General features: G+C 49.2%; 11 protein-coding genes. 6 read left to right on the top strand and 5 right to left on the bottom strand.

What is annotated here, in order from left to right; genetic code table 11:
- Window positions 1-123: 123 nt before the first annotated feature.
- On the bottom strand, window positions 124-3720 hold the full coding sequence (locus PHE17_RS01565) for a restriction endonuclease (protein ID WP_301014046.1): 3597 nt from the start codon (window positions 3718-3720) through the stop codon (window positions 124-126).
- Between the two features lie 119 nt (window positions 3721-3839).
- Window positions 3840-5078, bottom strand: a complete 1239-nt coding sequence (locus tag PHE17_RS01560; RefSeq protein WP_301014045.1) for an RtcB family protein — start codon at window positions 5076-5078, stop codon at window positions 3840-3842.
- A 188-nt stretch (window positions 5079-5266) separates the two neighbouring features.
- On the opposite strand from PHE17_RS01560, the gene PHE17_RS01555 reads away from it, so the two are divergent.
- Together PHE17_RS01555 and rtcR are read left to right on the top strand one after the other, a co-directional pair.
- Window positions 5267-5998, top strand: a complete 732-nt coding sequence (locus tag PHE17_RS01555; RefSeq protein WP_301014044.1) for a MipA/OmpV family protein — start codon at window positions 5267-5269, stop codon at window positions 5996-5998.
- 10 nt (window positions 5999-6008) lie between these two features.
- Window positions 6009-7607, top strand: a complete 1599-nt coding sequence (gene rtcR, locus PHE17_RS01550) for an RNA repair transcriptional activator RtcR (RefSeq protein WP_301014043.1) — start codon at window positions 6009-6011, stop codon at window positions 7605-7607.
- On the opposite strand, the gene gspC is transcribed toward rtcR, so the two are convergent.
- From gspC to PHE17_RS01535, 3 genes are read right to left on the bottom strand one after another with little or no spacing between them, the layout of a single operon-like run.
- Entirely contained in the window at window positions 7599-8594 is a 996-nt protein-coding gene (gspC, locus tag PHE17_RS01545; RefSeq protein ID WP_301014042.1) for a type II secretion system protein GspC, read from the bottom strand. The genes rtcR and gspC overlap by 9 nt on opposite strands.
- A gap of 21 nt (window positions 8595-8615) precedes the next feature.
- Entirely contained in the window at window positions 8616-9632 is a 1017-nt protein-coding gene (locus PHE17_RS01540; protein WP_301014041.1) for an NAD-dependent epimerase, read from the bottom strand.
- 12 nt (window positions 9633-9644) lie between these two features.
- Complete coding sequence (locus PHE17_RS01535; RefSeq protein ID WP_301014040.1) at window positions 9645-10544, bottom strand: phosphoribosylaminoimidazolesuccinocarboxamide synthase; 900 nt, start codon at window positions 10542-10544, stop codon at window positions 9645-9647.
- An 84-nt stretch (window positions 10545-10628) separates the two neighbouring features.
- Between PHE17_RS01535 and purE the strand changes: the two genes are divergently transcribed.
- The 4 genes from purE (at window position 10629) to PHE17_RS01515 (ending at window position 15037) form a co-directional block, all read left to right on the top strand.
- The gene (gene purE / locus PHE17_RS01530; protein WP_301014039.1) at window positions 10629-11132 is read left to right on the top strand and encodes a 5-(carboxyamino)imidazole ribonucleotide mutase; all 504 of its coding nucleotides are present in this window, start codon (window positions 10629-10631) and stop codon (window positions 11130-11132) included.
- Between the two features lie 16 nt (window positions 11133-11148).
- Window positions 11149-13458 (top strand): hybrid sensor histidine kinase/response regulator, encoded by a 2310-nt coding sequence (locus PHE17_RS01525; RefSeq protein ID WP_301014038.1) that lies wholly within the window; start codon window positions 11149-11151, stop codon window positions 13456-13458.
- A gap of 64 nt (window positions 13459-13522) precedes the next feature.
- The gene (locus PHE17_RS01520; RefSeq protein WP_301014037.1) at window positions 13523-14653 is read left to right on the top strand and encodes a 5-(carboxyamino)imidazole ribonucleotide synthase; all 1131 of its coding nucleotides are present in this window, start codon (window positions 13523-13525) and stop codon (window positions 14651-14653) included.
- Window positions 14654-14674: 21 nt separating this feature from the next.
- Window positions 14675-15037, top strand: a complete 363-nt coding sequence (locus PHE17_RS01515; protein WP_301014036.1) for a SirB2 family protein — start codon at window positions 14675-14677, stop codon at window positions 15035-15037.
- Window positions 15038-15041: the final 4 nt, after the last annotated feature.

The raw sequence follows: 15041 nt of genomic DNA, 5'->3' as shown, positions 1-15041 counted from the left end.
GCAAAAGTGGTCGGTTATCCACCACTGGAAGCCTGCTTTGCAGACCTTTTTACTCATGTTCGGCGAAGAGCGCGTCCCGCTCTCCGCCCTATGAAAATTTGTTACACAGTTTATTTGACAGACTCAATTATCCCTATAGACAACTCCATTAACCTCCAACCATATTCTATAAATACGTTCAATCAATTTATTGATAGGTTTTTCTCTTTTGCTCTCGAAAGCAAGTAGTTGTTCTTCTGTGAATTTTTCAGCAAAGAAATTTGTTAATTTGTTAAACATTTGAGCAGTCACAGGGTTCCACTCCTGTTCAACAAAGCATGACAAGAAAAACATTGCGAGTTCGTCACCCCATGTTCTGTCACATACTTTTTCAATAACAGAGTGAAACATGTGATGAGCTAGTAAGTTTGGAAGACAGCTTTTTAGATATTGTATCTGGTTGGAGATTAGATCATTTTCTAGTAAGTAAGCTAAAACATAAAGTTTAACAGAGCTGTCTTTTATTTTTCTCACATAGCTTTCAATTATTAGTATATCTAATTTGCTTAGAATTGCTTTTTTAATAACTCTGCATTTATCATTGGAGGTATTTGTATCTAATAAAAGAAATTTTAAAGATGTATCATTTGGCAGTAATAATTCATTTGCAATATTGCTATCTAAAAAGAAAAAAATTATTTGACTATTGCTAAATGATATATACTCATTACGACTAAGCTTGTCAGGTTCTATTTTTAAGAGAATCTCCGATATTGATTGTTTGATTATCTCATAAGCTCTATCTTTTCTACCTTGATTTAAGTAGTGCTTTACATAGTAAATTTTAGTGCCATAGCTTGAGTCTTCTAATTCACAGTAATATTGATCTATGGCTCTTGAAAATTCAGGAGATATATTTTTTGCGTCCATATGTGATAAATAATTTATGGCGCGATGTATGTTGTCTGGATTTTTATTTTTAAATACTGATTCTGCAATAGGAATGAACTTGCTTAGCTTCATTTTAGAAGCTAAAGACCATAGTAAGCCATAGTAATAAAAGTCTTGGCTGAAATTCAAACTGTTGTATGTACTAACTAAGACATTAGTTTGATCTTCAGTTAATTCAAAATTACATAAAAAATCAACAAGTTTATCTAAAAATATAATTGTGTTTTGATTTGCTATTTCTGCTTCATTCTTTTTGCTTTGCTCAATTAGAAATGTAAATTCATCATGAATATCGGATTTTATCCCAAGCTGTAATAGAATTTTTTTGGCTTCATATGAAAAGCGATGATCATTTTTAGTAATTTCTTTTAAGTCAGTAATAAGGGATTTACTATCAATGATAAATATTGCTTTAGCTGCGTGGTGAAATTCTTTTTCATTTTCTGTTTCATTGATGACCGTTAGTAATATCTTAATATCATAACTATCCCCATAAAGCTCTATAATCTCTAAACACATGCACAAAGGTAAATTTTTATCTGTTAACCAATCATTTAATCGAGATCGGGCAATATTGGTTAATACTATTGGGGGAGCGCTAAACCATATGTCATAGTTACCACCAGATGCTTTAAAAGGCATTTGTGCCTCCATTTCCTTTTCTTTGAGCACCTTTCTCAATATATCTTGATCACCATAGGCAGCTAATGAACGAAGCCTTAGCCAAAGATGGTGCTCATCTAAAAGGTTGGTATCAGATCTAAGTCTATTCAAACTAGCATCAGTACCTAATATTCCTAAAGCAGAAATGGCTTGTCCTCTAGTGATTATTTTCTCACTTTGCTCATTTAGTAATAGCTCATTTTCAGCAATACTAATGCATTCTCCACCAAGTTTCCTACTAACTTGAGCACCTAGAATTAAATCGAATGACAAAATAGATTGCATAAAATCTACATGATCTTTTTTATTTATGTGGTTGCTCGAAAAATACCAGACATCTTGAAGTGAGTTAATTAAATGCTTCTCAGAGTGCTTGCGCCAATTTTCGGCAAATAGTTTTGAAATTAAATAGTCGGAAATTATAGGATGCGGCGTTGAATAAAAGTTATCCTCGCCTAATTTTAAGAGTTCATAATGAAGGATTATATCAGTAAACTCGGAAAAATCTAAATATCTGGAAATGTATGATTTTGATGATTTTAATTCGTCATAAACATCCATTAGAATTTCATCATAGCTATTTTTGGGAATGAAAGATAAGTTATTATCAATTCGACTTTTATAAAGCAGTAGGGCGAATGCTTCTCGGATGAATTTTGTGGGAATTTTATTAACCTTGTTGTTAGTGTTATTGACCTTTTTTGCATCATGGCTTATTTTAGAGTTTACCCAATGGTCTAGCAATTCTTCAATATTATCTGGAAGTCTCTTGTTTTCCTTGTAGTATTGTACTGTTAAATTTAAAGCGAACGGAGATGATAGTGAGTTATAACCTATGGAGTTAAGCCTTTCTCTGTATGCGCTATAAAAGCCTTCCAATATATTATCATCCAGTGCGTGTTTAGCTATTTCAAAGGCACTGCGATAGGAAAGGGGTAAAATTGAAATGCAAAAACTTATTGAGGTTAATGATGTTTCTATGTTTAGTCCAGTATTTCTAAGAGTTATTACAAAACTGTATCCTTTTGTCACTTCCTCAAGTTCATCGATGAATGCTTGCGTATCATGTTGAAGCATCTCATCTAAAGCATCGAATAAAAAAATAAACTTAAATGGTAAGCTTTTCCAAGAACCATAGCTGATGCCAAGTCTTTTTTTTATGGTCTTGTCTAGTGTATTTCTTGAATAACTTCTCAAACTTACTTTAACTGGTATAAATTTAATATCATTGGTTTGTTCTATTAGCTCATTTTCAATAATGGCAAGTGAGCAAGATTTACCGCTTCCTCCGCTCGATGAAATAATTATTTTTTTTCCATGTTGTAAGTGGCTTATCAGGGTGGTATTTGAAAAAACAACTCCTGTATGCTTTTCAAGCTCTCCAAGGTAACTTAATTTTTCTGGTAGATTACTTTGTTGATATTGTAGTGGAACAAGGTGTGAGCTATTTTTATCTATTGAATGAATATAGTCTGAAAGGTTGAAGTCTGGCCGAGGATGTTCTTTAAAGGCAAGTTCTAGGGCAAAATGTTTTTCTAAAATGCTGGTTAATTTGCTCCAAATTACACTCATTTCATTTTCAAAGTCCACACCTGACCATACGAAAAAACTATCTAGTGAATCAAGGTATTGAACTATAGTTTCAAATGGTGAGATCGACCTATCTTGAACTTTTCTAATTAAATTTGCAAAATCAGGACTATCTAATAGCTCTTCACATTTTTCTTTTAGGTCTTTGTAGTGAGGCTGCCTAAGCTGTCTTCGTAGTTTTCCAGCAACTTCTCCACATGTAATTATGTAATGTTGTTTTGGTGTTGATGTGTTCAGAACTCCATCCAAAGCAACCTTGATAATTTCTTTTGCAACAGTATCTGTGTATAAGGTGTCAGTATAACGTTTGCACTGTATGCAAACTAAAGAGCCTGATTGCGTTTTGGCTGTACAATCGAAACCCTGATCACCTGAGGGTTGGCGTCCTGATTGCACTTGAAATCCTTTCTGCTCGCCAAGTATTACGAGCGTTTGATAAACAAAATCCTCAAATGAATCTTCGGTAAGGCTAGTTAGCGGGATAGGATGGCCTCTATATAATGGAGGCTTGTAGTTGTTATTCGTCGTATCACTCATAACATATTTCACTCATTATCAATAACATATGCTCAGCAATGATGCAGCTAGATACGGGATGCTTGACGTTGCCTCCCGTATTCTAGCGACTATTTATTTGCCAAGCTAATTATCAATATTCACCCCTTCACACACAACACTTGTTTCAGCGTATGCACAATCTCCACCAAATCGCTCTGCGCCGCCATCACCTTGTCAATCGGCTTGTAAGCGGACGGCGTTTCGTCAATCACCGCCTCATCCACCCGGCATTCCACCCCGGCGACGGCGAGCTTATGTTCGTCGAGCGACACGCGGCGTTTGGCTTCGGTGCGTGACATCACGCGCCCTGCGCCGTGGCTGCAACTGCAAAAACTTTCGGCGTTACCCAGCCCGCGCACGATGAAGGATTTCGCCCCCATGCTGCCGGGGATGATGCCCATTTCGCCCGCCCGCGCACTCACCGCGCCTTTGCGTGTTACCCACACATCTTGCCCGTAGTGGTGTTCGCGGCGGATGTAGTTGTGGTGGCAATTCACCGCTTCGACATCGGCGGAAAACGGCATCGGCAACACCTCGCGGATCGCTTGCAGGGTACGCGCCATCATCACTTCGCGGTTGGCTTGCGCGAAATCTTGCGCCCAACCGACCGCCTCGACGTAATCGCGGAAATGCTCGCTGCCTTCCGGGATGTAGGCCAAATCCTTATCCGGCAGGTTAATGAACCAGCGCTCCATGTCCTTTTTCGCCTGTTCGATGAAATGCGAACCGATGGCATTCCCGACCCCGCGTGAACCGCTGTGCAACATCACCCACACCGTTTGGGTTTCGTCCAAACACACTTCGATGAAATGGTTGCCGGTTCCCAACGTTCCCAAGTGGTTCAGGTTATTGGTGTTTTTCAGGAAAGGATGCTTTTCGCACAAGCGTTGGAAGCCTTCGCTCAACGCTAGCCATTTTGCCAGCACATCTTCCGGCGGTTGTCCCCAGCTACCCGGATCACGGCGGTTACGCAGCGTTTCATTGCTACCGCGCCCGTGTGGAACCGCCCGCTCAATCTTGCTGCGTAACGCCTCCAACGAATCGGGCAAGTCGCTGGCTTTCAAAGTGGTTTTCGCCGCCATCATTCCGCAACCCAAGTCCACCCCGACCGCAGCCGGAATCACCGCGCCAATGGTCGGAATCACGCTGCCGATGGTCGCACCTTTACCCAAATGCACGTCCGGCATCACCGCAATCCATTTGTGGATGAAGGGCATCTGCGCCATGTTCAGCAACTGTTGTTTGGAGTTGTCGTCGAAAGCGACCCCGCGTGTCCACGATTTAACCGGAACGTGACCCGTTTCGTGCAGGACTTCGTAATTGGCGGTGATGGTCATGGTATTTTCCTTGTTGCCTTGTGAGTTACGTTGAAAGTATTGCAAAGGCTGTGCCAGCTTTATGGTATGGCTTTTATCTGCATGAAATACAAGGTGTAAAATTATATTCTGGGCGGTTTGGCTAAAGTTGGATTCTCTGCTAACCTATCTGGATTGATAGTGCCCTATCTTAAACATGCGAGGCTCCCGTGAAACATCAACTCCTTCCACTTTTTTTCCTAGCTGTTCCGTTGTACGCGCACGCCGATCAAGCCGCCGCCCCGCAATGGGATGTGGGTTTGGCAGTAACTGCCAACCAATCGCCGTTTGTGGGTGGTGATACGAAAGTTAGCGCCCTGCCAGTGACGCACGACACCAGTGGGTTTGATATTGCGGGTTTGGCGTGGTCTTTCAACAGAACCCCGGAACGCGAGTTTTATGTCGGCGCGGGCTTGGATGAATGGGATCACGAACGTGGCGACAGCACTACCCTCAGTGACATGCACAAACTCAAGCGGGCGGTTAACGTGCGCGTAGGCGGCGCGTGGAAACTGGCTTCCGGCGTGACTTCCGTTGATTTGGCGCAAGATGTGGCAGGGGCGCACAAAGGGGCGCAAGCGAAAGTGCGTTATACCTATAACCCTGCGCCGCACCAAGCGACATTGCGCCCTTATGCCGAAGCGCAATGGCTTTCCGCCAAGCTGACCGATTATTACGTGGGGGTGAATGCGACTGATGTGAAAGCAGGCCGTGCGGCTTATCAGGCGGGTGATGCGCTGGCGCTGAAAACGGGCGTGACGTTTGAGCGCCCGTTGAGCAACAAGCTGACCTTGCTCAGCGGGGTTGATGTCACCCACTACGGTAAGGCGATTAGCGATAGCCCAATCGTGGGGCGCAGTACGGTTTGGGGTGGCTACGCGGGCGTGACTTACCGTTGGTAATGGTATTCCCATGAGCAATACCGTTATCGGCATCCTCGGCTCGCGTCTTGACCACCAAGGTTTGGGCAACCGCCGCCATTCGCGCTGGCGGCCTTCGGTCGGCATCCTCATGCAGCCGCAATTTCCGGTGGATGAGTTTGTGCTGATCCATCACAAGGATGAAACCGAACTTGCCGCTTTGACCGTGCGCGATATGCAAGCACTTGCCCCGCAAGCCCGCATTACGCCTTACGTGGTGGACTACGCCGACCCGTGGGATTTCGGGCAGGTGTACAGCCAGTTGCACGAATTCACCCGCAGCCAGCGTTTCGACCCGGAACAGCACAACTACTACGTGCACATCACCACGGGGACGCACGTCGCGCAAATCTGCCTGTTCCTGCTGACTGAGGCGAATTACATCCCCGGTAAATTGCTGCAAACCTCGCCGAGTAAGGATGGCATACAAGGTGAGATGCAGGTCATCGACCTCGACCTGTCGCGTTACGACCAAATTGCCAGCCGTTTTGAACGCGAAGCGCAAGAGGGCATGGCGTATTTGAAAGGTGGCATCGAAACCCGCAACGCCGCTTTCAACGCCCTGATTGCGCAACTCGAACAGGTGTCGATCCGTTCCGCCGCACCGATTTTATTGACGGGGCCAACCGGGGCGGGCAAGTCACGTTTGGCTAAGCGCATTTTCGAGCTGAAAAAACAGCGCGGGCAAGTCAGCGGCAAGCTGGTGGAAGTCAACTGCGCCACCTTGCGCGGCGACAATGCCATGTCCGCCTTGTTTGGGCATGTGAAGGGTGCATTCACGGGCGCACTCACCGCCCGCACGGGCTTGCTGCGTGAAGCTGATAAAGGTTTGCTGTTTCTGGATGAAATCGGCGAATTGGGGCTGGACGAACAGGCGATGCTGTTACGCGCCATCGAGGATAAAGTGTTTACCCCCTTCGGCAGCGACAAGGAAACCAGCAGCGATTTCCAACTGATTGCCGGAACCAACCGCGACCTGTTCCAGCGCGTGCGCGACGGCAAATTCCGTGAAGACCTGCTGGCTCGTATCAACTTGTGGACGTATGAACTCCCCGGTTTGCGCCACCGCCTCGAAGATTTGGAAGCCAATATCGAATATGAATTGCAGCAATTCACCCGCAAAGTTGGGCATAAAGTCAGCTTCAACAAAGCGGCGCGGGAACAATACCTCGCGTTTGCGCATTCACCGCGAGCCACATGGCGGGCGAATTTCCGCGACCTCAATTCCAGTATCACGCGCATGGCAACGCTGGCGAGTGGCGGGCGCATTACCGAAGAAATCTTGAATGGGGAAATCCAGCGCCTGCGCTACGATTGGGGCAGTTTCCAGCCACCTGCTGCGACGGATGCTGCCAGCCTGTTACGTGAAGTATTGGGTGCGGAAGTGTTGGCGGGTATTGACCAGTTCGACCAAGCGCAATTGGCGGAGGTGGTGCGCGTATGCCGTGCCAGCAAGAGTTTGGCGGAAGCGGGGCGAACGCTGTTCAATGTGAGCCGTACCCAGCGGGCTAGCAGTAATGATTCGCACCGGCTGCGGGTTTACCTGCAAAAATACGGGCTGGTTTTCGCTGAATTGGCAAACTCAGAATGACAGCGGCAAATTGATTTGCTGCCCGCCACGGGTAACGCTCAAGCTAATTTGCGAGGCCGTCGAAGCCGATTGCAAGGCTTGCATACCGGCAGCGGGGCTATCCAGCGTTGTGCCATTGATGGCAGTCACAATATCACCGGGCTGAAGCCCTGCCTTATTGAACAGCCCCGGATTGCTGCCCGGCATGAGGCGGAAGCCGAGAAACTTACCGTTGGCCTCGTAAGGCTGCGGGCTAACAGCTTCCAGTAATTTGGCGTTATTGTTTAAAGCGGCGTCACGGAAGCTCGATAAATTAGCGCCAGCATCCGGTTGCGCGGGGGCTTCGGCAGGTACTACGCCCATGTCAGGCGGTGGCATATCGGGTGGCGGCATGTCGGGAACGCCCATGTCGGGCGGGGGAATAACGCCGCCCATATTGGCTGCATCATCCATGATGGGCATTGATTGGTCGTCCGGCATGTCTTGCATGGGAGCGCCACCCCTGCCCGACAGTTTTGCTTCCGGCAATTGCAGTTTTTCCAGATTGCCATTGCGCTTGAGCACCACGTGATCCATGTGGATTTCTTCCAGTACTGAGCCGGAATTGCCGATGTTTTCCCCGATGGCATACACGTGCTGCTGCCCGCCTTCCTCAATCACGGCTTGCCCTTGTTTACCCGGTCGGGCATAGACACCCTGAAGTTTCAGTGCCAGTTGGGTGTCTTGGAGCTTTTTGCTGTCCACGGGCGCGGTGGGCTTATTGGGTGAGTACTGCCCAAACAGGTGGAAATTGGCAATTTTCTCACCCATGTTTTGGGTTGCAGCAGGGGAGGACATGCCATCCATTGCGGGAATATCTCCCACGGGTACGGTCGGATTGGCGGGGAATAATGCCCACACCAACCGAGCCAGCAGGAAGCCACAGGTTATGACCAGTGCGAAACTGGCGTAATCCGGCGACCGCTCCAGCAGGCGGTCAAGCCAGCGAGATGAATGAATATCTTGCATAACCTAGCCTCAATGGTAATTTTATACCCCGTAGTATTCCCGATACCACGCCACGAAGCGGCGAGTTCCTTCATCGACGGACATGCTGGGGCGATAACCGACATCTTGCACCAAGGCATCGACATCTGCGTAAGTATCTGGCACATCACCGGGTTGCAGTGGCAATAAATTCAACTCGGCTTTCATGCCTAAGGCATCTTCAATGGCGCGGATGTAATCCATCAACTCCACCGGATTTTGGTTGCCGATATTGTAAACGCGCCACGGGGCTTTGCTTGTACCGGGGTCGGGTTTCATCCCACTCCAGACCGTGTTCGGGCTGGCAGTATGGTCGAGGGTGCGGATTACGCCTTCCACAATGTCGTCGATGTAGGTGAAATCACGGCGGTGTTTGCCGTAGTTGAACACATCAATTGGCTGCCCCGCCAAAATTGCCTTGGTAAACTTGAACATCGCCATATCCGGGCGGCTCCACGGGCCATACACCGTGAAAAAGCGCAGCCCTGTGGTCGGTAAGCCGTACAAGTGCGAATAGGTATGCGCCATCAGCTCATTGGCTTTCTTGGAAGCCGCATACAGCGATAGCGGGTGGTCTACGTTGTCATGCACGGAAAACGGCATGGATTCATTTGCGCCGTACACCGAGCTGGACGACGCATACACCAGATGTTTCACCCCATTATTGCGGCAACCTTCCAGAATGTGCGCAAAACCCACCAAGTTGCTGTCCACGTAAGCTAGCGGGTTTTCGATGGAATAGCGCACCCCGGCTTGTGCCGCAAGGTTTACCACTGCATCCAAGCCTTCCTCGGCAAACAGTTTAGCCATGCCTTCACGGTCAGCCATGTCCATGCGGATGAATTTGAATTTATTGGTAGTAGCTGTGTCAATCACGCGCTGCAAACGGCGCTCTTTCAGCGTGACATCGTAATAGTCGTTGAAATTGTCGATCCCGACCACTTCATCGCCACGTTCCAGTAGTTGCAGTGCGAGGTGCATCCCGATGAAGCCAGCAACCCCTGTAATCAATACGCGCATGGTTTAGCCCTGTTATTTAGTTAGTAAGTCAGCAACTTCGCGGTATTTTGCCGCTGTTTTTTCAGTAATTTCCACAGGTAACACCGGCCCCGGTGCAACTTTGCCCCAATCCAGTGTTTCCAGATAATCCCGCACGAACTGCTTGTCGAATGACGGTGGGCTAATGCCCGGTTTGTATTGGTCGGCAGGCCAGAAACGTGAGGAATCAGGGGTGAGGATTTCGTCGATTAGCACCAGTTTATTGTCAGCATCTAGCCCGAACTCGAATTTGGTGTCGGCAATGATAATGCCACGCTTGAGCGCGTATTCGGCGGCGCGGTTATACAGTTCCAAGCTGACGCTGCGCACTTGTTCCGCCAGCTCTGCGCCGATTTGGGTTTGCATCTCGGCGAAGCTGATGTTGATGTCATGTGCGCCGACTTCCGCTTTGCTGGAAGGGGTGAAAATCGGTTCGGGTAAACGGTCAGCCATTTGCAAACCGCTGGGCAGGGTAATGCCGCACACCGCGCCAGTTTGTTGGTAATCTTTCCAGCCGGAACCAATCAGGTAGCCACGCACAATCGCTTCCACAGGTAAGGGGCGCAGGCGTTTGACGATGATGCTACGGCCTTGCAAAGTGGCTTTCTCTTCGGCAGTTAACGGCAAATCGTCGAGTGTCATATTGCTCAAATGGTTAGGGATGACATCGTGCAGCAACCCGAACCAGAAGTTGGCAACCTGCGTGAGGATTACCCCTTTCTGCGGGATCGGCGTGGGCATGATCACATCGAAGGCGGACAGGCGGTCGCTGGTGACAATCAGCATGTGCTGGTCATCAACTGCGTAAATGTCCCGAACTTTGCCGCGAGCGATCAGGGGAAGGGAGGTAATAGCCGTTTCAAAGACGGTTGCTGGAGTATTTGTTGTATCCATTGTATGGGTATTGCCGTAATCAAATAGTGCGAAAGGGTACATCACGGTATAATATCAGATTTTGCAGGAAATAAGGGTAGCATCATGACCCAACCCCGTTCAGCCGTAGTCGTTGGCGTTGTCATGGGAAGCAACAGCGACTGGAGCGTCATGTCCAAAGCCGTCGAACAACTGGAAGCGTTTGGTATTGCGCACGAATACCGTGTCGTTTCCGCCCACCGTACCCCCGATTTGCTGTTTGAATACGCCGAAACTGCGCGTGAACGCGGCTTAAAGTGCATCATTGCGGGCGCTGGCGGTGCGGCACATTTGCCGGGAATGCTGGCGGCAAAAACGACTGTGCCGATTTTAGGCGTACCCGTCACCAGTCGCGCCTTGAATGGGATTGATTCGCTCTATTCAATTGTGCAGATGCCGAAAGGTATTCCTGTTGCCACGTTTGCGATTGGCGAAGCCGGTGCTGCGAATGCGGCGCTGTTTGCGGTAGCGATGCTAGCCAATAACGACCCGGTTTTGGCAGAAAAGCTGGCGCAATTCCGTGAAGAACAACGTCAACACGCGATGAATATGCTATTGCCCCCGGAATAACCGTAGTTAGACTGCGGTGCAAACCAGCCTGATCCAACTTGTTTTTCTGTGTTGCTTGTGGCTGATGGCAAGTGGGGTTGGTGCTGCACCGCTAACCACCCTGACGGATAAGCAGCCGAGTGTCTCGCTCGACACCCATCTTGATTTTTTGCGTGACCCTAATGGGGAGCTGACTATTGCTGAGGTGGCTTCCCCTATTTATGCCAATCAATTCAGTAACACCGGGGAAGCTGGATTCAGGCCAGGGCTTACTGAGGATGTTTTTTGGTTGCGGGTACACGTTGATAACCAATCCAGCCTATGGCAGCACTGGTATTTGCAAGTCTTCAACATGATGGAAGCCCCGGTGGAGGCTTACTGGCAAACCGACGCCACACCACAGGTTGTACCAGCTCAACTGCAAACTGAACCCTATTTCCTGTATTACACCTACCCATTGCCGCTGACAACGCCGGGAAAACACATCCTGTATGTGCGTGTTCAGAATAAAGGTGACGCACTGAGCTGCGTATTGCGTTTCAGTCAAGCAGAACACCGTTCAAATATTCGCTTGGTCGTTTTTTTTGCCCTCATGAGCGGTGGCTTATTGGCCTTGGGTATTTATAACCTGTTGCTGTTTGCCAGTCTGCGGGAGAGTAGTTACGGTTGGTTGAGTGTGGCGATTTTGGGGTCAACACTAGAACTGAACCGCAATACGGGCGGGCTGTTGCACGAATACTTGGGTGTCTTCCCTGATTATCAACGCCTGTATGCCAGTTTTGGTTATGTCGCAGCACTGGGGGCGGTGAAATTCATTCGCCACCTATTAGGTACATCGCGCCACACACCGCTGATTGATCTGGGGTTGCGGGGAATGTTATGGGTATCAGTCGCTTGTCTGCTCAATATCCTTTGGTTGCCTTATGCCTCACTTTGGTTCAACGCAATATTCATTGTCATTGGCTTACTGATCCTGTTGGCAGCGTTACGCTTGAGGTATTTGCAGGTATACGTGAATCCCAAGCTGTATTGGGCACTGTGGATTCTGGTGTTGGGTGTTATGCCCTCTATTTTGAGTTCATTTGGTATACCGCCGCTGATAACAGAACGATTTTCACCAACAGAGCTGAATGATGCACTATTTTCGCTAACGATACTCAGTATGGCACTATTTGCCTTGATGTTGTCATTGGCACAAGCTGATCATGTACGCCGTTTGCGCGAAGAGGCGGCAAGTGCGAATGCGGCGAACAAGGCGAAGGGCGATTTCCTCACCACCATGAGCCACGAGTTGCGTACCCCGATGAATGCGGTGGTGGGAACAGGCATATTGCTGCGTGATACTGGGCTAACACCGCAGCAACAAAGCTATGTGGAAAAACTGGAAATTGCTACCGGGCACATGCTGACCCTGATTGGCAATATTTTGGATATTTCCCGAATTGAGCAACAGGCATTGCGTTTGGAGCAGATACCCTTTGACCTCCAAGCTGTCATCACAGCGTTGGACAACTTGTTCGCGGGGCAGGCTGGTGACAAAGGGTTGGCGTTAACTATCGAGTCGCCTGCCCACCCGCTCTGGTTGCAAGGCGACCCGACGCGCTTGAAACAAATCCTGATCAACTTATTGGGCAACGCCATCAAGTTTACCGAACAGGGCAATGTCACCCTGAGCGTCTTAACGGAAAACAACGCTACTGACCTTATCACCCTAGCGTTCGCGGTCACGGACACCGGCATTGGTATGACCACGGAACAGCAACACAACCTGTTCCAACCCTTTTCCCAAGCGGATAGCAGCACTGCACGGCGTTATGGCGGCAGTGGTTTAGGGTTAACCATTAGCCAGCGGCTGGTGAAACAAATGGGTGGGGAACTGGTGTTGGAAAGTTCGCCGGGTCGCGGCAGTTGTTTCAGCTTTATCCTCTCCTTCCCGCGCTCAGAACCTTCATCTGACGAGAAACCAGTCATGCTGTCACTGCGTCCTGCCCATATCCTGCTGGTGGACGATGATGCTTTGAATCAATTTTTCTCGTCCAGTTTGCTCGAAATGTTGGGCATGACAGTGACGGTTGCGGGTGGCGGCAAACAGGCGATTGAACAGGTGCAACAACAAACTTTCGATCTGGTGTTGATGGATGTGAGTATGCCGGAAATGGATGGCTATGAAACGACTCGCCGTATCCGCCAGTTTAAGCTGCCCAGTGCCTTACCCATTATTGCCCTGACTGCCCACGCGATTGAGGGTGAACGCGAACGCTGTCTCGCGGCAGGCATGGATGATTTCCTCACTAAACCGTTTGCGATGAAAGATTTGCAGGATATGCTCCAGTGTTGGCTGCGTTGATGCTTCATGATCTGCTTTGCTGTATCCTTCGCGTTTGTTTTACCGTACTAACCCACTAATCTCCATGACACTACTTCCCGGATCAACCATCGGAATGCTCGGCGGCGGGCAACTCGGGCGCATGTTTACCGTTGCAGCCCGCACGCTCGGCTACCGCGTGATTGTGTTGGAACCTGACCAGCACAGCCCTGCCGCACAGCTTGCCGACGAACACATTATTGCTGCGTATGACGACGAGCCTGCCCTAACGCTGTTTGGCAAACAATGCGATGTTGTCACCACCGAATTCGAGAATATCCCGGCAAAAACGCTGGAGTTCCTCGCCCAATTCTGCCCGGTACGCCCCTCAGCGCGTGCGGTGGAAATGGCGCAAGACCGCATCGTGGAGAAGGAATTCGTGCTCAGTTGCGGTTTGCTGCCCGTGCCGTTTGCTGCCATCCGCACGGCGGTTGATATTGGCGCAGCGGCGAAAGAACTCGTCACTTTTCCCGCGATTCTCAAAACCGCCCGTTTCGGTTACGACGGCAAAGGGCAAGCCACCGTACATTCCGTTGCCGAGTCGGAAGCGGCGTTTGCACAAATGGGTGGCGTAGCTTGCGTGCTGGAACAGCGGGTGGAGTTGGAACGCGAGATTTCCGTGATCCTCGCCCGCAGTATTGGCGGCGAAGTGCGTTGTTTCCCGGTAGCGGAAAACGAGCACCGCAATGGCATTTTGCACCAGACCATCGTTCCGGCGCGGATTGACCCGAAGTTGGCACAATCTGCCCAAGCTGCCGCGACCCGCATTGCCACCAAGCTGGAATTCGTTGGGGTCATGGCGGTGGAGTTTTTCGTCACCAAAAAGGGCGAACTGCTGGTCAATGAAATGGCGCCGCGCACCCACAACAGTGGGCATTACACGCTGGATGCTTGCGTTACCTCGCAATTTGAGCAGCAGGTGCGCATGATATGCGGCTTGCCGTTCGGCGATACCCGCCTGCTTTCCCCGGTGGTGATGGTCAATTTGCTGGGTGATGTGTGGCACGGAACGCAACCAGACTGGTTAAGTCTGTTGCAGAGCTCCAATACCAAGCTGCATTTATACGGCAAACGTGAAGCCCGCCCCGGTCGTAAGATGGGGCATTACTGCACGCTCGCGGAGCGGGTTGAGGAGGCTGCTACGCAAGCGGAGCAAATTTTTCAGGCACTGCAATAATAACTTTAGGAGGAACACCACATGGACATTAATACCTTTTTACTCAAGGTTCACGTCATCATCGCGTTGCTGTCGCTGGCGATTTACGTGATCCGGGGCTTTTGGATGCTGACTGGCAATCCGGCAGTAAGCGGTAAATCTGCTCTGGCAAGCGCTTCATTGGCGATGCTGATCCTGCTGGGAACGGGTCTGTGGATGGCACTGAGTGGTTCGCATGGGTTTGACCGTTTCGTCACCATCAAGGCGGTGGGTTTGGCAGTTTACGTGGTGCTGGGCGTGATTGCCCTGAAACCGGGCTTAGGCAAACCAGCAGCCATCGTGCTGTGGTTGGCGGGCTTGGGCGCGTTTGCATACACTTTCTTGATGGCAAAATCTTTGATATAGGCGC

It is taken from the genome of Thiothrix sp. (assembly GCF_028714775.1).
Classification (GTDB): domain Bacteria; phylum Pseudomonadota; class Gammaproteobacteria; order Thiotrichales; family Thiotrichaceae; genus Thiothrix.
Note: the sequence above shows the minus strand (reverse complement) of the source record. Positions and strands in the feature narration are given on the sequence as shown.